The organism is Streptomyces sp. NPDC017520 (assembly GCF_044329855.1).
Classification (GTDB): Bacteria; Actinomycetota; Actinomycetes; order Streptomycetales; family Streptomycetaceae; genus Streptomyces.
In genome coordinates, this window is record NZ_JBIRKB010000003.1 from 365,646 (window position 1) to 385,602 (window position 19,957).

At 71.9% G+C, this 19,957-nt stretch carries 17 protein-coding genes and 2 pseudogenes; 13 read left to right on the forward strand and 6 right to left on the reverse strand.

Annotation, left to right across the window (positions count from 1 at the left end):
• The first annotated feature begins 38 nt into the window (after window positions 1-38).
• The 7 genes from ACH4KB_RS09500 to ACH4KB_RS09530 all read left to right on the forward strand — a co-directional run bounded on the left by ACH4KB_RS09500 (window position 39) and on the right by ACH4KB_RS09530 (window position 9,905).
• Entirely contained in the window at window positions 39-1,799 is a 1,761-nt protein-coding gene (locus tag ACH4KB_RS09500) for an acyclic terpene utilization AtuA family protein (RefSeq protein ID WP_398065623.1), read from the forward strand.
• The gene (locus ACH4KB_RS09505; protein WP_398065253.1) at window positions 1,796-3,394 is read left to right on the forward strand and encodes an acyl-CoA carboxylase subunit beta; all 1,599 of its coding nucleotides are present in this window, start codon (window positions 1,796-1,798) and stop codon (window positions 3,392-3,394) included. The genes ACH4KB_RS09500 and ACH4KB_RS09505 overlap by 4 nt, the downstream gene beginning before the upstream one ends.
• A 119-nt stretch (window positions 3,395-3,513) precedes the next feature.
• Entirely contained in the window at window positions 3,514-5,496 is a 1,983-nt protein-coding gene (locus tag ACH4KB_RS09510) for a biotin carboxylase N-terminal domain-containing protein (protein WP_398065255.1), read from the forward strand.
• Window positions 5,493-6,686, forward strand: coding sequence for an acyl-CoA dehydrogenase family protein (locus tag ACH4KB_RS09515; protein WP_398065257.1), 1,194 nt, complete (start codon window positions 5,493-5,495; stop codon window positions 6,684-6,686). The genes ACH4KB_RS09510 and ACH4KB_RS09515 overlap by 4 nt, the downstream gene beginning before the upstream one ends.
• A gap of 290 nt (window positions 6,687-6,976) precedes the next feature.
• Complete coding sequence (locus ACH4KB_RS09520; protein WP_398065259.1) at window positions 6,977-8,578, forward strand: 4-coumarate--CoA ligase family protein; 1,602 nt, start codon at window positions 6,977-6,979, stop codon at window positions 8,576-8,578.
• Window positions 8,575-9,309 carry an enoyl-CoA hydratase family protein gene (locus tag ACH4KB_RS09525; RefSeq protein WP_398065260.1) on the forward strand — a complete coding sequence of 245 codons (735 nt, stop codon included), beginning with the start codon at window positions 8,575-8,577 and terminating at the stop codon, window positions 9,307-9,309. Before ACH4KB_RS09520 ends, ACH4KB_RS09525 begins: the two co-directional genes overlap by 4 nt.
• Window positions 9,297-9,905 carry a TetR/AcrR family transcriptional regulator gene (locus tag ACH4KB_RS09530; RefSeq protein ID WP_398065262.1) on the forward strand — a complete coding sequence of 203 codons (609 nt, stop codon included), beginning with the start codon at window positions 9,297-9,299 and terminating at the stop codon, window positions 9,903-9,905. The genes ACH4KB_RS09525 and ACH4KB_RS09530 overlap by 13 nt, the downstream gene beginning before the upstream one ends.
• Window positions 9,906-9,930: 25 nt before the next feature.
• On the opposite strand, the gene ACH4KB_RS09535 is transcribed toward ACH4KB_RS09530, so the two are convergent.
• The 3 genes and pseudogenes from ACH4KB_RS09535 to ACH4KB_RS09545 form a co-directional block, all read right to left on the reverse strand.
• Window positions 9,931-11,196, reverse strand: a complete 1,266-nt coding sequence (locus ACH4KB_RS09535) for a serine hydrolase domain-containing protein (RefSeq protein WP_398065264.1) — start codon at window positions 11,194-11,196, stop codon at window positions 9,931-9,933.
• A 148-nt stretch (window positions 11,197-11,344) separates the two neighbouring features.
• Window positions 11,345-11,764, reverse strand: a complete 420-nt coding sequence (locus ACH4KB_RS09540) for a DUF4440 domain-containing protein (protein ID WP_398065266.1) — start codon at window positions 11,762-11,764, stop codon at window positions 11,345-11,347.
• A gap of 146 nt (window positions 11,765-11,910) precedes the next feature.
• Window positions 11,911-12,243: pseudogene (locus ACH4KB_RS09545) on the reverse strand (class I SAM-dependent methyltransferase); the annotation flags it as partial.
• 231 nt (window positions 12,244-12,474) lie between these two features.
• Here ACH4KB_RS09545 and ACH4KB_RS09550 point away from each other — a divergent pair.
• From ACH4KB_RS09550 to ACH4KB_RS09560, 3 genes are all read left to right on the forward strand, one after another.
• Window positions 12,475-12,690, forward strand: coding sequence for a DUF6243 family protein (locus ACH4KB_RS09550; RefSeq protein WP_007454046.1), 216 nt, complete (start codon window positions 12,475-12,477; stop codon window positions 12,688-12,690).
• A 315-nt stretch (window positions 12,691-13,005) separates the two neighbouring features.
• Entirely contained in the window at window positions 13,006-13,506 is a 501-nt protein-coding gene (locus ACH4KB_RS09555) for a MarR family winged helix-turn-helix transcriptional regulator (RefSeq protein WP_398065268.1), read from the forward strand.
• A gap of 229 nt (window positions 13,507-13,735) precedes the next feature.
• Window positions 13,736-14,158: a hypothetical protein gene (locus ACH4KB_RS09560; RefSeq protein WP_398065270.1), complete on the forward strand. Its 423-nt coding sequence runs from the start codon at window positions 13,736-13,738 to the stop codon at window positions 14,156-14,158.
• A gap of 133 nt (window positions 14,159-14,291) precedes the next feature.
• Here the strand turns inward: ACH4KB_RS09560 and ACH4KB_RS09565 are convergent, their stop codons facing one another.
• Window positions 14,292-15,551, reverse strand: a complete 1,260-nt coding sequence (locus tag ACH4KB_RS09565) for an MFS transporter (RefSeq protein ID WP_398065272.1) — start codon at window positions 15,549-15,551, stop codon at window positions 14,292-14,294.
• An 88-nt stretch (window positions 15,552-15,639) separates the two neighbouring features.
• On the opposite strand from ACH4KB_RS09565, the gene ACH4KB_RS09570 reads away from it, so the two are divergent.
• The 3 genes and pseudogenes from ACH4KB_RS09570 to ACH4KB_RS09580 all read left to right on the forward strand — a co-directional run bounded on the left by ACH4KB_RS09570 (window position 15,640) and on the right by ACH4KB_RS09580 (window position 17,699).
• Window positions 15,640-16,620 carry an ArsR/SmtB family transcription factor gene (locus ACH4KB_RS09570; RefSeq protein WP_398065274.1) on the forward strand — a complete coding sequence of 327 codons (981 nt, stop codon included), beginning with the start codon at window positions 15,640-15,642 and terminating at the stop codon, window positions 16,618-16,620.
• A gap of 145 nt (window positions 16,621-16,765) precedes the next feature.
• Complete coding sequence (locus tag ACH4KB_RS09575; protein ID WP_398065276.1) at window positions 16,766-17,356, forward strand: DinB family protein; 591 nt, start codon at window positions 16,766-16,768, stop codon at window positions 17,354-17,356.
• A gap of 89 nt (window positions 17,357-17,445) precedes the next feature.
• A pseudogene (locus ACH4KB_RS09580) lies at window positions 17,446-17,699 on the forward strand (DUF6332 family protein).
• Window positions 17,700-17,791: 92 nt separating this feature from the next.
• On the opposite strand, the gene ACH4KB_RS09585 reads toward ACH4KB_RS09580, so the two are convergent.
• Together ACH4KB_RS09585 and ACH4KB_RS09590 are read right to left on the reverse strand one after the other, a co-directional pair.
• Complete coding sequence (locus ACH4KB_RS09585) at window positions 17,792-19,000, reverse strand: MarR family transcriptional regulator (protein ID WP_398065278.1); 1,209 nt, start codon at window positions 18,998-19,000, stop codon at window positions 17,792-17,794.
• A 348-nt stretch (window positions 19,001-19,348) separates the two neighbouring features.
• Window positions 19,349-19,930 carry an HD family hydrolase gene (locus ACH4KB_RS09590; RefSeq protein ID WP_398065280.1) on the reverse strand — a complete coding sequence of 194 codons (582 nt, stop codon included), beginning with the start codon at window positions 19,928-19,930 and terminating at the stop codon, window positions 19,349-19,351.
• Between the last annotated feature and the right edge of the window lie 27 nt (window positions 19,931-19,957).

Consider the following 19,957-nt stretch of genomic DNA (forward strand, 5'->3'; position numbering starts at 1 on the left):
GGCCAGGGCGACCACCGGCGGACGGCGCTCCCCACGGCGTGCCAGGGCGACCACCGGCGGACGGCGTCCCCGCCCCCGCGCCCCTTCGGATCGGCAACGCCTCCGGCTTCTACGGTGATCGCTTCGACGCGCTGCGCGAGATGCTGACCGGCGGCCCCCTCGACGTCGTCACCGGGGACTACCTCGCCGAGCTGACCATGCTCATCCTCGGCCGGAGCCGCCTCAAGGACCCGGGCAAGGGATACGCCACCACCTTCCTGCGCCAGTTGGAGGAAGGGCTCGGCCTCGCCCACGAGCGCGGGGTCAAGATCGTCGCCAACGCGGGGGGTCTCAACCCGGCCGGACTGGCGGACGCCGTACGGGCGTTGGCGGCCAAGGTCGGCGTTCCCGTCGCCGTCGCCCACGTCGAGGGCGACGGCCTGCCCGTCCCGGACGGCTTCCTCACCGCCAACGCCTACCTCGGCGGCTCCGGGATCGCCGCCTGTCTGCGGGCCGGGGCGGATGTCGTCGTCACCGGCCGGGTCACCGACGCGGCCCTGGTCACCGGGCCCGCCGCCGCCCACTTCGGCTGGGGTCCGGACGACCTGGACGCGCTCGCGGGGGCCGTCGTCGCCGGGCACGTCCTGGAGTGCGGCACGCAGGCGACCGGCGGGAACTACGCGTTCTTCCGCGAGCACGACGCCCGCCTCCTCCGCCGCCCCGGCTTCCCGCTCGCCGAGATCCACGCCGACGGCTCCTCGGTCATCACCAAGCACGACGGTACGGGCGGGGTCGTCGACGTCGGCACCGTCACCGCCCAACTCCTCTACGAGACCGGCGGAGCCCGGTACGCGGGCCCCGACGTCACCGCCCGCCTCGACACCGTGACGCTGACCCCGGACGGCCCGGACCGGGTCCGTGTCGACGGCGTACGCGGCGAGGCCCCGCCGCCCACCCTCAAGGCGGGGCTCACCCGGCTCGGCGGCTGGCGCAACGAAATCGTCTTCGTCCTCACCGGCCTGGACATCGAGGCCAAGGCGGACCTGGTGAAGGAGCAGTTCGCCGATGCCCTGGCACGGACCGGCGGGCGCCCTCCGGCCGAGGTGCGCTGGGAGCTGGCCCGGACCGACCGCGCCGACGCCGACACCGAGGAGCGGGCCAGCGCCCTGCTGCGGCTCGTCGTCCGCGACCAGGACGCCGACGCGGTCGGCCGGGCCGTCTCCGGGGCGGCCGTGGAGCTGGCCCTCGGCAGCTACCCGGGCTTCCACGTCACCGCCCCGCCCGGAAAGGGCGCGCCCTACGGGGTGTTCGAGGCCAGGACCGTACCGGCGGCGGCTGTCGAGCACACCGCCGTACTCCCGGACGGCCGCAGAGAGATCCAGGAACCACCGGTCAGCACCCGGGAGTTGGCTGAGGCCGACGCGCCACCGCTCCCCGAGCCGTATCCCGTCTCCACCCCCACCCGGCGCGCACCCCTCGGTCTGATCGCGGGTGCCCGCAGCGGCGACAAGGGCGGCGACGCCAATGTGGGCGTCTGGGTGCGCGACGACGACGCCTGGCGGTGGCTGGCGCACGAGCTGACCGTCGAGCGGCTGAAGGAACTCCTGCCGGAGACCGCCGCCCTGACCGTCGTGCGCCAGGTGCTGCCCCGTCTCCGTGCCCTGAACTTCACGGTGCACGGCCTCCTCGGAGAGGGCGTCGCCGCCCAGGCCCGCTTCGACCCGCAGGCCAAGGCGCTGGGGGAGTGGCTGCGGTCCCGGTCGCTCCCCGTCCCCGTACCGCTGCTGGAAGGCGTCCCCCTCCCGGAGGTGACCGCATGACCGTCCTGCCCACCGGGCTCGACACCGAAGGCCCCGAGTACGCGGCCAACCGGGCCACCATGGTGGCCAAGCTCGCCGAACTGGAGACCGAGCACGCCAAGGCGCTCGCGGGCGGCGGCGAGAAGTACGTCACCCGGCACCGGGGGCGCGGCAAGCTCCCGGCCCGCGAGCGCATCGAGCTGCTCGTCGACCCCGACACCCCGTTCCTGGAGCTGTCGCCGCTGGCCGCCTGGGGCAGCGATTACGCGGTCGGCGCCGCGCTCGTCACGGGGATCGGGGTGGTGGAGGGCGTCGAGTGCCTGATCACCGCCAACGACCCGACCGTACGCGGCGGGGCCTCGAACCCGTGGACGCTGAAGAAGGCCCTGCGCGCCAACGAGATCGCCTTCGCCAACCGGCTCCCTGTCATCAGCCTGGTGGAGTCCGGCGGGGCCGACCTGCCGTCCCAGAAGGAGATCTTCATCCCGGGCGGGGCGCTCTTCCGCGACCTCACCCGGCTCTCCGCCGCCGGAATCCCCACCGTGGCCGTCGTGTTCGGCAACTCGACGGCCGGCGGCGCCTACGTCCCCGGTATGTCCGACCACACGGTGATGATCAAGGAGCGGTCCAAGGTCTTCCTCGGCGGACCGCCGCTGGTGAAGATGGCGACCGGCGAGGAGAGCGACGACGAGTCCCTCGGCGGCGCCGAGATGCACGCCCGCACCTCAGGGCTCGCCGACCACTTCGCCGTCGACGAGCACGACGCGATCCGCCAGGCCCGACGCATCGTCGCCCGGCTCAACTGGCGCAAGGCACACGCCGATCCCGGCCCCGCCGAGCCGCCCAAGTACGACGAGGACGAGCTGCTCGGCATCGTGCCGGGCGACCTGAAAGCCCCCTTCGACCCGCGCGAGGTCATCGCCCGCCTCGTCGACGGCTCGGACTTCGACGCGTTCAAGCCGCTGTACGGGACGAGCCTGGCCACCGGCTGGGCGCGGCTGCACGGCTACCCGGTCGGGATCCTCGCCAACGCGCAGGGTGTTCTCTTCAGCGAGGAGTCCCAGAAGGCCGCCCAGTTCATCCAGTTGGCGAACCAGCGCGACATCCCGCTGCTCTTCCTCCACAACACCACCGGCTACATGGTCGGCAAGGAGTACGAGCAGGGCGGCATCATCAAGCACGGCGCGATGATGATCAACGCGGTCGCCAACTCGAAGGTCCCGCACCTGTCGGTCCTGATGGGGGCCTCCTACGGGGCCGGCCACTACGGCATGTGCGGCCGCGCCTACGATCCGCGCTTCCTCTTCGCCTGGCCGAGCAGCAAGTCCGCCGTCATGGGCCCCCAGCAGCTCGCCGGGGTCCTGTCCATCGTCGCCCGCGCCTCCGCCGCCGCCAAGGGGCAGCCGTACGACGACGAGGCGGACGCCGGGCTGCGGGCGATGGTGGAGCAGCAGATCGAGGCGGAGTCGCTGCCGGTGTTCCTGTCCGGGCGGTTGTACGACGACGGGGTCATCGACCCGCGCGACACCCGGACCGTCCTCGGCCTGTGCCTGTCCGCGATCCACACCGCACCGGTCGAGGGCGCCCGAGGCGGCTTCGGCGTCTTCCGGATGTGATCGCCCATGAGGCCCACGAGGAGCCTTCCGGATGTGATCGCCCATGAGGCCCACCAGGAGCCTTCCGGTTGTGACCCGCACGTGCCGTCCACGAGGAACCTTCCGGATGTGACCCGCCCATGAGGAGTGACGTGATCCATACCCTGCTCGTCGCCAACCGGGGCGAGATCGCCTGCCGGATCTTCCGCACCTGCCGTGACCTGGGCATCACCACGGTCGCCGTGCACTCCGACGCGGACGCCGGCGCCCTGCACGTACGGGAGGCCGACCTCGCCGTACGCCTGCCGGGCGCGGCCCCCGCCGACACGTATCTGCGCGGCGACCTCGTCGTGGCCGCCGCGCTGGCCGCCGGGGCGGACGCCGTGCACCCCGGCTACGGCTTCCTCTCCGAGAACGCAGCCTTCGCCGCCGCCGTGCTGGACGCGGGCCTGGTGTGGGTGGGCCCGCCGGTGAAGGCCATCGAGCTGATGGCGTCCAAGACCCGGGCCAAGGAGCTGATGGCCGGGGCGGGGGTGCCGTTGCTGGCCCCCGTGGACCCGGCGACAGCAGGCTCCGACGACCTGCCGTTGCTGCTGAAGGCGGCGGCGGGCGGCGGCGGACGCGGCATGCGGGTCGTCCGCGAACTCGACGCACTTCCAAATGAGTTGTTGGCAGCCGCCGCCGAGGCCGCAGCCGCCTTCGGGGACGGTGAGGTCTTCGCCGAGCCGTACGTGGAGCGCGGCCGGCACGTCGAGGTCCAGGTGATGGCGGACGGGCACGACACCGTGTGGGCGCTCGGCACCCGGGACTGCTCGCTCCAGCGCCGCCACCAGAAGGTCATCGAGGAGGCCCCCGCCCCGGGCCTGGACGAGGCCCTGCGCACCCGGCTCCACGAAGCGGCGGTGGCGGCGGCCCGGGCGGTCGGCTACCGGGGCGCGGGGACCGTGGAGTTCCTGGTCTCCGCCGATGGACGCCCGTACTTCCTGGAGATGAACACCCGCCTCCAGGTCGAACACCCGGTCACGGAGGCCGTGTTCGGGCTCGACCTGGTCGCCCTGCAACTGCGGGTGGCGGAGGGCGAGCCGCTGGGCCCGACGCCCCCGTCGCCGTCGGGCCACGCGGTCGAGGCCCGGCTCTACGCCGAGGACCCCGCCCGCGACTGGCAGCCGCAGACCGGCGCACTCCTCGCACTGGACGTGCCACAAGCGCCGGGCCTGCGCCTGGACACCGGGTACACCGGGGGCGACACCATCGGCGTGCACTACGACCCGATGCTCGCCAAGGTGATCGCCCACGCCCCGACCCGCGCCGGGGCCGTCCGGTTGCTGGCCCGCGCGCTGGAGCGGGCCCGGATCCACGGCCCGGTCACCAACCGCGACCTGCTCGTACGGTCGTTGCGCCACCCGGACTTCGCGGCGGCACGCCTGGACACCGGGTTCTACGACCGGCACCTGGACGACCTGACCGCCCCCGGCCGGAGCCCGGCGACGGCCGCCCTCGCCGCCGCCCTGGCGGCAGCCGTACGCACCACCGCCTCCGGCGGCCCCGCCCCCACCCGCTTCGGGGCGTGGCGCAACGTGGCATCGGGGCCGCAGCTCCGGCGCTACCGGAGCGAGCCGGACGGGACCGAGTACGAGGTCGCCTATCGCGCCCCGCGCACCGGCGTCCCGGAACCGCACGACGCCCGGGGCGTTCGCGTCCTCGCCGTCACCCCGGACCGGGTGACGCTCGAAGTGGGCGGTGTGGCCCAGCACTTCGGGGTCACGGCCGACCGTGGCAGCGACCGGGTGTACGTGGACACCGCCGACGCCTCGTACGCCCTCACCGCCCTGCCCCGCTTCACCGACCCCGCCACGCACACCGCACCGGGCTCCCTGCTCGCCCCGATGCCCGGGACCGTCGTCCGCCTCGCGGAGGGCCTGGCCGCCGGGGCCTCCGTCGAGGCCGGGCAGCCGCTGATCTGGCTGGAGGCGATGAAGATGGAGCACCGCATCCTCGCCCCCGCCTCCGGCACCCTCACCGCCCTGCACGCCGCCCCCGGCCTCCAGGTCGAGGTCGGCGCGCTGCTCGCCGTGGTCCAGGAGGACCCGGCCGCCATCCCCGTACCGGAGGAGACCGCATGAGCACCGCCCGCACCGCCGCCGGCACCACCCTCGAAACCGAAGAGCACCAGGCCCTGCGCGCCGCCGTCGCCGCCCTCGGCAAGCGGTACGGGCGTGACTACATGACCACCGTCGTCCGCGAGGGCAACCACACCGACGAGCTGTGGGCGGAGGCCGCCAAGCTCGGCTACCTCGGGGTGAACCTCCCCGAGGAGTACGGCGGGGGAGGCGGCGGCATGGCCGAACTCTCCATCGTTCTGGAGGAGTTGGGGGCAGCCGGCTCGCCCCTCCTGATGATGATCGTGTCGCCCGCGATCTGCGGCACGGTCATCGCCCGCTTCGGTACGGACGAACAGAAGCGGAAGTGGCTGCCGGGCCTCGCCGACGGAAGCCTCACCATGGCCTTCGGCATCACCGAGCCCGACGCAGGCTCCAACTCCCACCGCATCACCACCACCGCCCGCCGCGACGGCACGGGCCCGGACGCCGACTGGCTGCTCACCGGCCGCAAGGTCTTCGTGTCCGGCGTCGACATAGCCGACGCCACACTGATCGTCGGCCGCACCGAGGACGCCCGCTCCGGGAAACTCAAACCCTGCCTGTTCATCGTCCCGCGCGACACCGAGGGCTTTGGCCGGAACCAGATCGACATGGAACTCCACGCCCCCGAAAAGCAGTTCGAGCTGGTCCTCGACGACGTACGCATCCCCGCCGACGCCCTGGTCGGCGACGAGGACGCGGGCCTCCTCCAGCTCTTCGCGGGACTCAACCCCGAACGGATCATGACGGCCGCGTTCGGCATCGGCATGGGCCGCTACGCGCTCGGCAAGGCCGTGGAGTACGCCAGGACCCGGCAGGTGTGGAAGGCCCCGATCGGCTCCCACCAGGCCATCGCGCACCCGCTGGCCACCGCGCACATCGACCTGGAGCTGTCGCGCCTGATGATGCAGAAGGCGGCCCGGCTGTACGACGAGGGCGACGACGTCGGGGCGGGCGAGGCGGCGAACATGGCGAAATACGCGGCCGGGGAGGCGTGCGTGAAGGCGGTCGACCAGGCCGTCCACACCCTCGGCGGCAACGGCCTGACCCGCGAGTACGGCCTCGCGTCCCTGATCACCGCGTCCCGGGTGGCCCGGATCGCCCCGGTCAGCCGCGAGATGATCCTGAACTACGTCTCGCACCAGACGCTGGGCCTGCCGAAGTCGTACTGAGCCTTGCGGGCCTGTGGCTTTCCCGAGCCGTTTGAGCCTTGCGGGCCTGTGGCTTTCCCGAGCGGTTCGAGCCTTGCGGGCCTGTGGCTTTCCCGAGCGGTTCGAGCCTTGCGGGCCTGTGGCTTTCCCGAGCCGTTTGAGCCTTCCGGGCCCGTGGCCTTCCCGAACCGCTTCCGTCCGACCTCTCCCCATCCCTCCCCCACAGGGGTGATTCTGACCTCCACACCCGCACGGCGTCCCGCGCCGCCCCTCCCGGGCGGCGCGGGAGACCGCGACGACAGGGGACCGCCATGGTGTTCCGCAGCGAGTACGCAGACGTACCGGCCCTCGACACGCCCATCCACGACGCGGTCCTGGGCGGGGCCGCCGGGTTCGGTGACACCGTCGCCCTGATCGACGGAACGAACGGCGCCTCCCTCACGTACGCCCAGCTCGACGGCTTCCACCGGCGCATCGCCGCCGCCCTCGCCGAGGCCGGTCTCCGCAAGGGCGACGTCCTCGCCCTCCACAGCCCGAACACGATCGCCTACCCGGCGGTCTTCTACGGGGCCACCCGCGCCGGGGCCTCCGTCACCACCGTCCACCCGCTGGCCACACCCGAGGAGTTCGCCAAACAGCTCGCCGACAGCGGGGCGAAGTGGATCGTCACGGTCTCCCCGCTCCTCCCCACCGCCCGCCGGGCAGCCGAACTGACCGGCGGGATAAGGGAGATCTACGTCTGCGACCAGGCCGAGGGCCACACCTCCATCCTGGACATGCTGTCCTCCACCGCCCCCGTGCCGGAGATCGCCATCAACCCCGGCGAGGACGTCGCGGCGCTCCCGTACAGCTCCGGCACGACGGGCACGCCCAAGGGCGTGATGCTCACGCACCGCTCGATCGCGACCAACCTGGAGCAGCTGAGACCGTTCATCCCGATGGGCGAGGGCGACCGCATCCTGGCAGTCCTCCCGTTCTTCCACATCTATGGGCTCACCGCGCTGATGAACGCTCCCTTGCGCTGCGGCTCGACGGTCGTCGTCCTGCCCCGCTTCGATCTCGCGCAGTTCCTGGCGGCCGTCCAGACGCACCGCATCACCGGCCTGTACGTGGCCCCGCCGATCGTGCTGGCCCTGGCGAAACACCCGCTGGTGGGGGAGTACGACCTCTCCTCGCTCCAGTACATCGTCAGCGCCGCCGCCCCGCTGGACGCCGAGCTGGCCGCCGCCTGCTCGGCCCGCCTGGGGGTGCCGCCGGTGCGGCAGGCGTACGGGATGACGGAGCTGTCGCCGGGGACGCACGTGGTGCCGCTCTCCGCCGAGCGGCCGCCGCCGGGCACGGTCGGCAAGCTGCTGCCGGGCACCGAGATGCGGATCGTGTCGCTGGCGGACCCGACGCAGGACACGGAGGAGGGGGCGGACGGCGAGATCCTCATCCGCGGCCCGCAGGTGATGAAGGGCTACCTCGGCCGCCCCGACGCCACCGCCGACATGATCGACGCGGACGGCTGGGTGCACACCGGCGACGTCGGGCGGGTCGACGCGGACGGCTGGCTGTTCGTCGTCGACCGGGTCAAGGAGCTGATCAAGTACAAGGGCTACCAGGTGGCCCCCGCCGAGCTGGAGGCCCTGCTCCTCACCCACGAGCACCTCACGGACGCGGCGGTGATCGGGGTGTACGACGCGGACGGCAACGAGGTCCCGAAGGCGTTCCTGGTGCGGGGCCCGGCGGCGGACGGCCTGACGGTGGAGGACGTCCTGGCGTACGTCGCCGAACGCGTCTCCCCGTACAAGAAGGTGCGGCAGGCCGAGTTCGTCGAGGCGGTGCCCCGCGCGGCGTCCGGCAAGATCCTCCGGCGCGAGCTGCGCGACCGGGAGAAGACGGACCATTCGGGAACATCGGAGGAACAGTGACCCTGATCGTACGGACCGGGGAGCGGGGCATCGCGACCCTGACGCTGGACTCCCCGGCCAACCGCAACGCGCTCTCGGCGCAGTTGGTGGCGGAGTTGCGCGACGCCCTGGCGGACTGTGCCGGCGACGACACCGTACGGGCGGTGGTGCTGACCCACACGGGGTCGACGTTCTGCGCCGGAGCGGATCTGAAGGCGCCGCCGGACCCGGGGGCGTTCGTGGGCCTGATGCGGGACATCGTCGCGCTGCCCAGACCGGTCGTGGCCCGGGTGACGGGCCATGTCCGGGCGGGCGGCCTGGGCCTGCTGGCGGCGTGCGACATCGCGGTGGCGGGCCCGGCCTCGACCTTCGCCCTCACGGAGTCCCGCCTCGGCCTGGCCCCGGCGGTCATCTCCCTCACCCTGCTGCCGCGCCTGGACCGCACGGCGGCGAACCGCTACTACCTCACCGGGGAGCGCTTCGACGCGGCGGAGGCGGCCAGGATCTCGCTGGTCACGGTGGCCGCCGAGGACGTCGGCCAGGCACTCCTCCCCATCCTGGACGGCCTGCGCAGGGCCTCGCCGCAGGGGCTGGCCGCATCGAAGGAGCTGGTCACGGCTACCGTGCTGAGGAGCTTCGACCAGTACGCCGAAGACCTCGTCGCCCGATCCGCCGCGTTGTTCGCCTCCGACGAGGCGAGGGAGGGGATGACGGCCTTCCTCGAACGACGGGACCCGGCATGGGTGCGGTGACCTCCTCTTCCCCTTCCAAGGCTGCTCACGCGCCGAAGCAGGACCGCAGCCGGGCGACCCGGCAGCGGCTCCTGGAGGCGGCGGTGGCCTGCCTGGCCGAACACGGCTGGGCGGGCTCCACCGTCTCCGTCGTCGCCGAGCGGGCCGGCGTCTCGCGCGGCGCGGCCCAGCACCACTTCCCGACCCGCGAGGACCTGTTCACGGGGGCGGTCGAGTACGTCGCCGAGGAACGCTCCGCCGCCCTGCGCACGCTCCCCGTCCAGGGCCGCGCCGAGGTGGTCGCGGCCCTGGTCGACCTCTACACCGGCCCCCTCTTCCGGGCCGCGCTCCAGCTCTGGGTCGCCGCCTCCAACGAGGCCCAGCTCCGCCCGCGCGTGACGGAACTGGAGGCGCGGGTGGGCCGGGAGACGCACCGGATCGCCGTCGAACTCCTGGGCGCCGACGAATCCCGCCCCGGAGCGCGCGAAACGGTTCAGGGCCTCCTGGACATGGCCCGCGGCCTCGGCCTCGCCAACCTCCTCACCGACGACGCCGCCCGGCGGGCACGGGTGGTGGCGCAGTGGGCGGCGCTGGTGGAGGAGGGGCTGGGGCGATAGCCCGGAGAGGTCGCCCGGGGCGGCATCAGGGAGCGGTCGAGGTGGCCGGCTCCTGGGAGGCGCTGCCGTCGTAGACGTGGTCCGGGGTGGCGATCCGCGTGACCGCGCGGGCGAGCAGGGTGGACGGCTCCTGCCCATCGCTGAGGGAATCCGTGTTGATCATGATGACCAGGGTGGCCTTCTGCGCGGGCAGGTAGACGGTCACGGTCTCGTACCCCGGCAGAGAACCGTTGTGCCCGATCCACCCGCCGGTCTCGAAGATGCCCAGACCGTAGCTGAGCCCCGGGAAGCCGGTCGGCTGCGTCCTGAGCCGCTGGGCCTGGGTCGCGGGGCTCAGCAGCTCCCCGGTGGCGACGACCTTGGCCCAGCGGCGCAGGTCGTGCAGATCGGAGATCATCGCGCCCGCCGCCCACGCCCACGAGGGGTTCCAGTCCGTGGCGTCCTCGGTCTCGCCGCTCAGCGTCTGGTCGGTGTACCCGTGGGCGTGCGGCTCGGGGAACTCGGCCCCGGTCGGGAAGAGCGTGTCGTGCAGGTGAGCCGGGCGGAGGACCCGCTCGTGGATGACCTGGCGGAGCTTCTGGCCGGTGACCTTCTCGATCACCAGGCCGAGCAGGACGAGGTTGGAGTTGGAGTACTGGAACTCCGCGCCCGGCTCGAAGGTGTTCCTGTGCTTCATGCCGTACGCGAGCACGCCCCGGGGGGTGAACGAGCGGTACGGATCGCTCAGCAGGTCGTGCACGAAGTCCGTGTCGGCGGTGTACGGGAACAGGCCGCTGCGCATCCCGGCGAGCTGGCGCAGCGTGATCCGGTCGCCGTTGCGTACGCCGGGGACGTAACGGGAGATCGGGTCGTCCAGCTTGACGAGCTTGTCGTCGACGAGTTGGAGCAGCGCGGTGACCGTGAACGTCTTGGTCTCACTGCCGATCCGGATCCGGGTGCCGGCCGACATCGGCTCACCGGTGACCGTGTTGGCGACGCCGTCGGCGTGGACGTAGCTGCCCTTCCCCGGCATCCACAGCCCGACGACGGCGCCGGGGATACCGGCCTGCTCCCGGACGTCCGCGATGGCCTTGTCCAGCCGGGCCGTCAGCTCGGGACCGAGACCGCCGGGCGGACAGTCGTCCTGGCCGTGCCGCTCGGGTCCGCCGAGTCGGTGGTTCCCGTGGTGCTGATCGTGCCGGTCGAGGCCTGCGGCGTGGACCGCCGGGGCGGGAGTCACGGCCATCGGGGCCAGTACGGACGCCGTGAGGAGCATCGCGGCGAACAGGCGTCGGGTGGGGGAGCGTCGCACGGGGGCCTCTTCCGGACCGGAGGGGAGGGGAGCGACGGCAACGACACCACCCGCCCCCCGGTCTCCGTACCGCATCCCGGCCGCGCCCTGCGAAGTCCACTCGTTCGGAGCCGCGCTGTACGGAGCCGTCGGGACGTCGGGGCCGGTGTCAGGCGGAGTCGGCCGGGGTGCGGCCCCGGGAGCCCGCCCCGGCCGGAACAGGCGTCGCCTGGTGGTAGTACATCCGCCACGACGTCTCCCCGTCCCGCCTGCGCCACAGCGAACTCCGGCGGGCCCGGTCGCCGCCGATGACGGTCTCGTACGTGAGGTGCACCAGCCCGGGCCCCAGCACCACTCCGGTCATACCGGAGGGCTCGTAGCGCGGGCCGCTGTCCGTGCCTCCGCCGTCCAGCCCGGGGAGGGCGCTGAGCATCTCCTCGTACGTCCACCGCCTTCCGGAAGCCCCGACCTCGACGAACTCCGGGTCGAGCAGTGTCTCGGCGATGGACCGGGAGAGACGGACGGCGGGATCCATCAGCCGCAACTCACCGTCGATCGCCGCACTCACGTCTTCTTGTTCCTGATTCATCCGGCCATCGTCGCCGACGAGGAGGCCCGGGCGTCGCTGCCGCCGATGAGGTCCTCACCCTTCGGCGCGGCGGCGGTAGGTGTTGATCAGGACGCCGGACGGTGTCGGCTCCGTTGCGGTGAGCATCAGGTGACGAGGGCTCCTGCCATCGGCCAGCTTTCGAACTCGGCCGTCACCGCCTCCACAGCCGGAGCCCCGGCCAGGTTGCTCCGGGCGATCGCGGCCCTGTGCGGTCCTGCCTCGACGGCCGTGATCCGGCAGCCCCGATCGGCCAGGGGAGCCGTGGCCTGGCCGGTCCCGCAGTCCACCTCCAGTACGCGGCTGCCGGAATGGGCACCCGCGAGTTCCGCGAGGTCGTCGTACAGCTCCGGCGGGTATCCCGGCCTGGCCCGGTCGTACAGTTCCGCGTCCTCGTCGAATGTCCGCCGCAGGCGCGCCCGCCGGGACTCCTGAGGATGGTCGGTCGTCGCGCCGCGCATGCGGGGTGCTTCCGGGCATGAGGAGCAGGTTATGAAGGCCCGGCCGGCGCGGAGGCGGCGAAAGGGTTGGTGCGCGGTGTCGGCGGAACCGGGTAACGTCTTTGTCATGTTCTTCCTGGCGCCGATTTACGAGTGAGAGCGTGATGGGCCGCCGCTGACGTCCTTCGACGTCGCCGCCCGTCCCCCACCGGCGCATCCGTAGATCACTGCACATCCTTACCGGGAGAATCCATGACCGTGAGCAAGAACATCAACAACCCCGTCGGCCAGGGCGGCGGCCAGCGCAAGAAGCTGTCCCGCGCCGAGCGGCAGAACAACGGTCCGCACCGCAACCTCGACCGCCGGAGCGCGGCCGACCAGAAGGCGGAGCTGGTGCGCAAGATGCGCGAGAAGACCGGCGCGGCCGAGGGCACCGGGCAGACGGGCGACGACACCGCACAGAGCTGACGCAGGGTGCCGCCGCAGGGCGGCGGCACCGCACGAGGCAGAGCCTCCGTGCTCCCCGGCCACCGCGTGATTGTCTGTCTTCGCAGACCGATGATCAGCGGTGGCCGCACTTATATGCGCGCCCATGTTCCGCGCCCATGTTCCGCGCCCATGTTCCGCGCCCATGCCCGCGCCCATGTCTGCGCCCATCCCGCACCGGCTTTCGTCGGCCAGGACGACGATCTTCGGCCGGTGCACCGGGGTGTGTATGCAGCATTCGAAATGAACACCGCATTCTGTTTGTTCGGTGCGCCGGGGAACCATAGCGTTGCGATCATGGAATCGCTGATCGCACACACCACCGACCAGGCACCGGCGGACCCGGCCGCCACCGATGACATGCTGGCCACCCAGCCGGTCGGCTACTGGAGCGGCCTGGCCCATGCGACCGTCACGCGGTATCTGCGAGACGCGATGGCCAGGATCGACGTCACGCAACCCCAGTACTGGGTCCTCAACCGCGTGAACGGCGGCCCCGCGGCGCCGAGCCGCGAGGAGGTCGTCGCGCAGCTGACACATCTTGCCGACGGGCCGCACGAGATAGCCAGGGTCGTCGACCAGTTGCTCCACCGTGAGTGGCTCGGCATCGACGACGATCAGCGCCTGTACCTCACGGATGCCGGGGAGGCCGCCAGAGTGCGGCTCCGTGAGCTGGCGACCGAGGTACGCGCCGTGGTCCACCAGGGCATCAGCGACGAGGAGTACGTGGCCGCGCTCAAGGTACTGCGCAAGATGGTGGCCAATGCAGAGGGTGACGGGACTCCTGGTAATCCGTAAATCCGTAATCCGTATTCGTCATCCGTAGCGAAGCACGCAGTGACGCCTCGAACTTCGTGATGGGGCCCCGCGGGGGGTTGGGCGCGGGCCGCTCGATGCGACGGGCTGATTACCTCGGAGGTAATTGATGCCCTCCGCGGGGCCGCCTAACTTCAGCATTGCTCGGAGGCCCCACGGAGGGCCGCTTCCGTATCCGGGCAACTCCCTGGTGCACGAGAGGAAGACGACTATGGCTTCGACGCAGTACGACGGGGTTACCTCCTACGCGAGGGTGACGGAAACCGACGGTTTCGCGCGGCTGGCGCTCAAGCTCGACGCGGTGGTCACCGGCCTCAACGGCGTCGCGTACCTGGCGCTCGCCACGGTCCTCGACTCCTTCTTCGGCGTCACGACGGCGGTCCAGTACCCGGTCGGGGTGTTCCTGCTCCTCTACGCGCTGGGAGTGCTCGCCATCGGGACGCGGAAGGAGATCAACCGCACGGGACTGACGGCGGTCATCGTGGCGAACCTGCTGTGGGTCGTGCTCAGCCTGGTGGTGGTGATCTCCGGCGCGCTGTCTCCGACCGGCGTCGGCGCGACCTGGATCGTGCTGCAGAGCCTGACCGTCGGCGGCTTCGCAGCCCTCCAGTACGTCGGGCTCAAGCGGCTGTGAGCCCATCCGGATCGGGTCCGGGGACCCCGGGCCGGGTCCGGGGAGCCGCAGATCAGGCCCGGGGAGCCGCTGGTCGTCCGGGCGCCCCGGGGAATGCGGCGGACCCGGGCGTCGGGAGCGCCCGCCGAGCACGTCAGCGTCTCGTCACCGAGGGGGGCGGGTCCGGGTGCCAGGTGAGAATCCAGCCGGCGGTGAGCGCCACCGCGCCGCCCGCAAGGGCGATGGCGTCGCCTGTTCCGGTGACTGCGGCCACCGCGCCCAGGCAAACCGGCCCGACGCCCTGCAACGTCATGCTGCCGGAGCCGAGCAAGCCGAAGGCCTGGCCCCGGCCGTCCTGCGGCAGGGCGTCCAGGAACGGGCGTTGCAGGCCGAGACCGTAGGCGTATCCGAGGCCGCTGAGCAGCAGCAGGCAGGACGAGACGCCCACCCCGGGCTCGGCGGCGAAGCCGATCAGCGGCAGGCCCGCCAGCGTAACCAACGGGACTACCAGTCGCTCCCGGGAGCGTGGCCGTAGCAGTCGGCCCACCAACAGGTCACCGACGAGCATGCCAACCGGCAGACAGCCCATCAGCACCGCGTACCAGCCGGGCGCGAAGTGGCGTTCTCCCGCGTAGGCGACGATGAGGCCTTCCGCGCCCGCTACCAGCGCGACGGGTAGCCACTGGGCCACCATCAGCCGTCGCACCGTGCGTCCGCGCAGCAGCAGCCCCGCACCTTGGAGGCTCGCGCGGACAGCCCCGCTGTCGATCCCGGCGCTGCGGGTTGTGCCGTCGAACTCCCCCGGCTCCAGCCGGGGGAGCCGGATGCGGACAGCAAGCGCGCAGCCGAGGTAAAGGACGGCACTGACGGCGAGCGCCCGGCGTGGGCCGAGTGCCGCGACGGCCGCACCTCCCAGCGCCAGGCCGAACAATTGCGCGCCGGCGCCGGCGATGTTGTTCAGGGAGCGGCCGAGTACATAGGCGTCCCCCTCCAGCGACTGTGCGACCAGCCGACTCGACGCGCCGTGAAACACCGGTGTGGCCAGGGAGACCAGCGCCACGACACCGAGGCTCGCCGCGACCGGCATCCGCACCAGGGCGAGCAGCAGGGCGGTGGCGCACGTCAAGGCGTAGCCGCCGGTGATGAGCGCGCGGGGCGGCAGCCGGTCGGCCAGCGAGCCCAGCAACAGCGAACCGAGCAGCTGCGGGATGAAGCCGATACCGAAGGCCACTGCGCTGAGCAGCGCGGAGCCGGTGGACGAGAAGACCAGAACCGAGAACGTGGTGATCCGCAGCGCGTCCGCCGTGATCGCGACGGCGCGGGTCGAGAAGAGCAGCCGGAACCGCGGATCGGCCAGCACCTCCCGGTAGGTGGCACGGTGGTCGCCCTGGGCGGGCTCGGCGGTTGAGGTCATGACGCGCAGCCTCACCGTGCGCCCACGCCACTCACCAATGATTCGTCGCTGGACGAATCGGAACGACGTCACGCGGTAGCGTGGCCGGGTGTTGCGCTTCGAAGTCTCCGTCGAGGACCTGCTGCGCAGCCGCTTCGCACTGTCGCCGGCGATGGACCTGTGCTTCCTGCTGGGCTCGCTCGCCGGCCGGGACAGGCCGCTGCCGAGAGCCTGGGCCAATCGGCTCCTGCCAGCCTTTGAACGGCTTCGCCGTGACAGCGAACTGAACGCCGTCATCGCTCTGCAGACCCCGCAAGGCGGGCCGAACTTCGTCGCTCCGCCCCCGCGCGGCCTCAACCAGACCTGGGCGGACGACCTGGCCATGATCCGGGCCACACCGCTGGAAGCGGCCCGCCATGAGTTCGTCGCCACCGCGACCGGCCCGTCCGCCCGTGACCCCCGCGTACGTGCGGTGCTGGACTCACCGGACGCCGTCTCCAGGATCGCCGAGGCGATGGACCGGGCGTGGCACGAATTGCTCGCCCCGGACTGGCCGCAACTGCGCGCGATCTGTGAGCGCGACATCGTGCACCGGGTGGGTGTGATCGGCGAACACGGATGGGCCACGACCATCGAGAACCTGCACTCGAGTATCACCTGGCAAGCCGGCGGCATCGAGATCGGCCACTTCCCCCAAGTCGGAACGGTCCGCCTCGCCGGCGACGGGCTCCTGCGGATCCCTTCGGTCTTCGTCAGGAATATCGCCGCCCACACGGAAGACCCCTGGCCCCGGACCTTGATCTATCGCGCCCGCGGCACCGCCGCCCTGTGGGGCGAACAGGAGACCGTCCCTCGACCGGACGCCCTGACCGCCCTGGTCGGCCGGGCGCGAGCCCGGCTGCTGCTGGCGCTGGACGCCCCGGCCAGTACCAGCCACCTCGCCCGAAGCCTCGCCATGGCACCCGGCGCGGTAGGAGACCACCTCGCCATCCTGAGGAGCGCCGGACTGCTCGCCCGCGCCCGGTCCGGACGGTCGGTGCTCTACCGACGTACCCCGCTCGGCGAGGCACTGGTCGCCGGGTCGGGCTGAGGGATCAGACAGGCGCTGCCTCTTCGGGCGAGCTCCTGAAGCGGATCAGGGCGGTGGCCATGGCCCGGTCTCGCCTCTGCCCGTCGTCCTCAGGCCACGTACGGGATCTTGAAGCCATGAGCATCCCGTGAAAAGCTCGCGCCTCATGATCGATGAGTTCGCGAAGGACAACCTGCACAGGAGACTGCGGCGGGACCGTGAGGCGCTGCTCTGGAAGCTCGACGGCCTGACCGAATACGATGCCCGCCGACCTCTGACAGTGACCGGGACCAACCTCCTCGGCCTGGTCAAACACGTGGCCACCGTCGAGGCCAGGTACTTCGGCGAGGTCTTCGACCGCCCTTCCCCGGAACCGCTGTCCCGTTGGCAGGACCACGACGGCAGCGATCAGTGGGCAGCCGAGGACGAGACCCGCGAGCAGATCATCGGGTTCTGCCGGCGCACGTGGGAACACTCGGACGCGACGATCAACGAACTTCCCCTCGACGCCCCCGGCCACGTGCCGTGGTGGCCGGACCCTCATCACAACACGAACCTGTTCGCCGTCATGGTCCATGCCCTGGGCGAGACCAACCGGCATACCGGGCACGCCGACATCCTGCGCGAGGGCATCGACGGCCGGACCGGGGTACGCGCCGAGCACGAGCAGCAGATCGACGAGGAAGCCCGGGCGGCGTACTGCGCGAAGATCGAGAGGGCCGCCAGGACGGCCGCACCGCTCAAGGCTGGCAAGTGATCCCCAGAGGAAGGGGCACCCCGGCCGGTGGGGGTCGGAAGCTTTCGGCATCGGGCGCCGGGGGTTGACCGCGCTGCGAGACTTCCGACATGGACATGGGGCGCGAATCGCGGTGGGAGAAGGATGCGATGACGGTAGAGATCGCCTTTGCGCTGGTGACCGCTGCCGCCCTTGCCGCGGCGGTCTTCGCCGTCGCTCTGGCTCTCACTCTCGTCCTGGACCTCTCCGCTGCGGCGTCCGAAGGCGTACGGACGGGGGGAGCCCTGGTCGGAGGGGGGGCGGAGTGTGGCGCCTGGTACGGACGCTGTGCCGTTTTGACGTGGAGCGCCGTAAGGGCCACTGACGGCAGGACGCGATCCGCTACGAACGCGAGGCCCGACCACTTCATCGCCTGCACTCTCGCCCGCTACGGCGAATGCGCCAGACGACGTGACTCTATGGGGCCTTGAGCAAGTCACGGAGGCCGGAGATGTACGCCCCGATGTCGCGGGCGCAGGCCGCTGCCTCGGCGGTACCGACCGGGGAAGCGGCCGCCCCGGAGTGGTGGGCGGTTCGGCAGGGGCGGCAGAGCCCGTCGGGGAGGGCTTCCGGCTGGCCGGGGCGTCCGCAGTCGGTGCACTCCATCAGGACGCGGCGGGCGGGCGAGGCGGGCGAGGCGTGCTCGGCCGGAAGCCGGGGCGGGATCTTGTCGGTGAGGCGGCGGCGGACGAAGCCGACCGGGGAGTCGACGCGCGCGGGGAGCCCTGCGGTGAGGGCTGCGGTCAGGTAGTCGGCGTCCACGCCCCGGGCGAGCCATTCGGCTGCCTGCGCCTCCAGCGCGGCGCAGTCGTCGGCGGACAACGCCAGGCGTTGGTCCGTGCGGCCGAGTCGGGCCAGGGCGAAGTAGGCGGGAGAGGGGGGTGCGTTCGGAGCCGTCGGAGCCGTCGGGGCAGTCGGGGCCGTCGGGCAGGACGGTGCCGTCGCCGGTGCAGTGCTCCGGGCCGTGTCCGGCGCGGGTGCCGTGTCCGGGGGGTCGGCCGGGGTGCGCTGGTGCGGTACGCAGGTGGGGGCCGGGGCCTCCGCAGGCTCTGCGGGCCCCGAGGAAGCTTCCGTGCGGGATGGCTTCGGCGATTCCGGGGCGGCTTCTCCCCGGGGCCCGTCCGGCAGCGCGGGAGGCGGCGGGCCCTCGGCCGGGACCCAGGGAGGCGGCGGGGCGGCGGTGGCGGAGGCCGTCACTCCGGGCGCGGGGCGGGCGGCCCGGGCGTCCTCGGTGGCGAGGTAGGTGTTCCACCACTCGTTGTCCCGGGCCGTGCGGGACCAGAAGGTGCGGAAGGCCCAGCGCATCTCGTCGCCCGCGCCGACCGGGCACCGGACGCGCCGTAGATGCCCGGCGACGGACAGGGCGGTCAGGGCGGTGGAGATGGCCTGCTGGCCGTAGAGCGGGAGCTGCTTGGCGAGCGCCTTCACGCTCATCGCCGCGCCCTCGGGGAGGTGGTCGACGAACCCGGCGACGTACCGCTCACGGGTCGGCAGAAGGGCGAAGTCGTGCGGGGTGTGCGGGCGTTGATCGGGCGCGGAGCGTTTGCCGTAGCCGGGCTTGGCCATCGGGTACGCGGCGGAGAGTGCGGGGGCGGGCAGGACGGAGCTAGGGTGCTGGGTAGCCAACGGATCGACTTTCTAGGGTAGCGATCTTGCGGTTAGACCCCGGCCTGGTGCTCCTACACACCGCGTCGGGGTCGTTTGGTTCTCGCACCGTAAGCAGTGCGGATGGTCCGCTGCAAGCTGCCGCGAATAGTCATACTTGCTGGCCGTTACGGGGGTGGGGAGGTGGGGGAGGTTCTCCCAACCCCCTGCATTTACCTACCGGTTACAGAAGGCGCTCGAACCCCGGGTCTCGCATCCCGGAGCCTGAAACTCGGGCCCCGAGCTTCGGGGCGAGGTCTCACTCACATACCCCCGAAAGAGTGACTGGCCGTCCCGAAGCTCAGGGCTTGGGACCCGAGCTTCGAGGGGCTACTTCTTGCCCTCACCCAGGGCTGCGCGCAGCCAGTCGAGGCTTCCTTGCGCCAGCAGTTCGTCGGCCAGGCGGTTGGCGGTCTCGGTGACGAGGCGGCCTCGGCTGTTGTCGATCCAGCGCTGGGCGTTCTCGTAACCCTGGGCCTTGTATTCGATGCCCTGGAGCATGCATTCCAGCTTGTCCGCGTCCCGGGCGCAGACCGCCTCGGGTGACTCCTTGGCCTCGTACTCCGCGACCAGCTCGCGGACCGCCGAGGCGAGGACCTCGGGCATGCCCGAGGTCTGGTCGGCGGTGACTTCCTGCGGGTCGCCGGCGGGCGCGTACTTCTTCCCGAGGTGGTTCACGTCCCCGGTCCGGGTCTCCTGTGTGTCGTGCCAGACGGCGAGGTAGGCGGCGCGGGCGGGGTCCGCGCCCTCCAGCTTCGCGATGACCGTGGCGATCAGCGCCGTGCGCCAGGAGTGTTCGGCAACGCTCTCGGGATCACGGACCCCGGCCATCCACCACCCGGTGCGCCGCGTCTGCTTGAGCGTGCCCGCCTCGTACAGGAAGCGGCCCACTGCGGACAGGTCGTCAGCCACGACCCTCTCCTCTCACGCCTCGGCGAG

What these genes read in the sequence shown, in the direction of transcription:
- ACH4KB_RS09505 (WP_398065253.1), top strand. Translation starts at nt 1,796, where the DNA reads ATGACCGTCCTGCCCACCGGGCTCGACACCGAAGGCCCCGAGTACGCG.
- ACH4KB_RS09540 (WP_398065266.1), bottom strand. Translation starts at nt 11,764, where the DNA reads ATGAATCAGGAACAAGAAGACGTGAGTGCGGCGATCGACGGTGAGTTG.
- ACH4KB_RS09510 (WP_398065255.1), top strand. Translation starts at nt 3,514, where the DNA reads ATGAGGAGTGACGTGATCCATACCCTGCTCGTCGCCAACCGGGGCGAG.
- ACH4KB_RS09550 (WP_007454046.1), top strand. Translation starts at nt 12,475, where the DNA reads ATGACCGTGAGCAAGAACATCAACAACCCCGTCGGCCAGGGCGGCGGC.
- ACH4KB_RS09520 (WP_398065259.1), top strand. Translation starts at nt 6,977, where the DNA reads ATGGTGTTCCGCAGCGAGTACGCAGACGTACCGGCCCTCGACACGCCC.
- ACH4KB_RS09555 (WP_398065268.1), top strand. Translation starts at nt 13,006, where the DNA reads ATGGAATCGCTGATCGCACACACCACCGACCAGGCACCGGCGGACCCG.
- ACH4KB_RS09515 (WP_398065257.1), top strand. Translation starts at nt 5,493, where the DNA reads ATGAGCACCGCCCGCACCGCCGCCGGCACCACCCTCGAAACCGAAGAG.
- ACH4KB_RS09560 (WP_398065270.1), top strand. Translation starts at nt 13,736, where the DNA reads ATGGCTTCGACGCAGTACGACGGGGTTACCTCCTACGCGAGGGTGACG.
- ACH4KB_RS09530 (WP_398065262.1), top strand. Translation starts at nt 9,297, where the DNA reads ATGGGTGCGGTGACCTCCTCTTCCCCTTCCAAGGCTGCTCACGCGCCG.
- ACH4KB_RS09565 (WP_398065272.1), bottom strand. Translation starts at nt 15,551, where the DNA reads ATGACCTCAACCGCCGAGCCCGCCCAGGGCGACCACCGTGCCACCTAC.
- ACH4KB_RS09575 (WP_398065276.1), top strand. Translation starts at nt 16,766, where the DNA reads ATGATCGATGAGTTCGCGAAGGACAACCTGCACAGGAGACTGCGGCGG.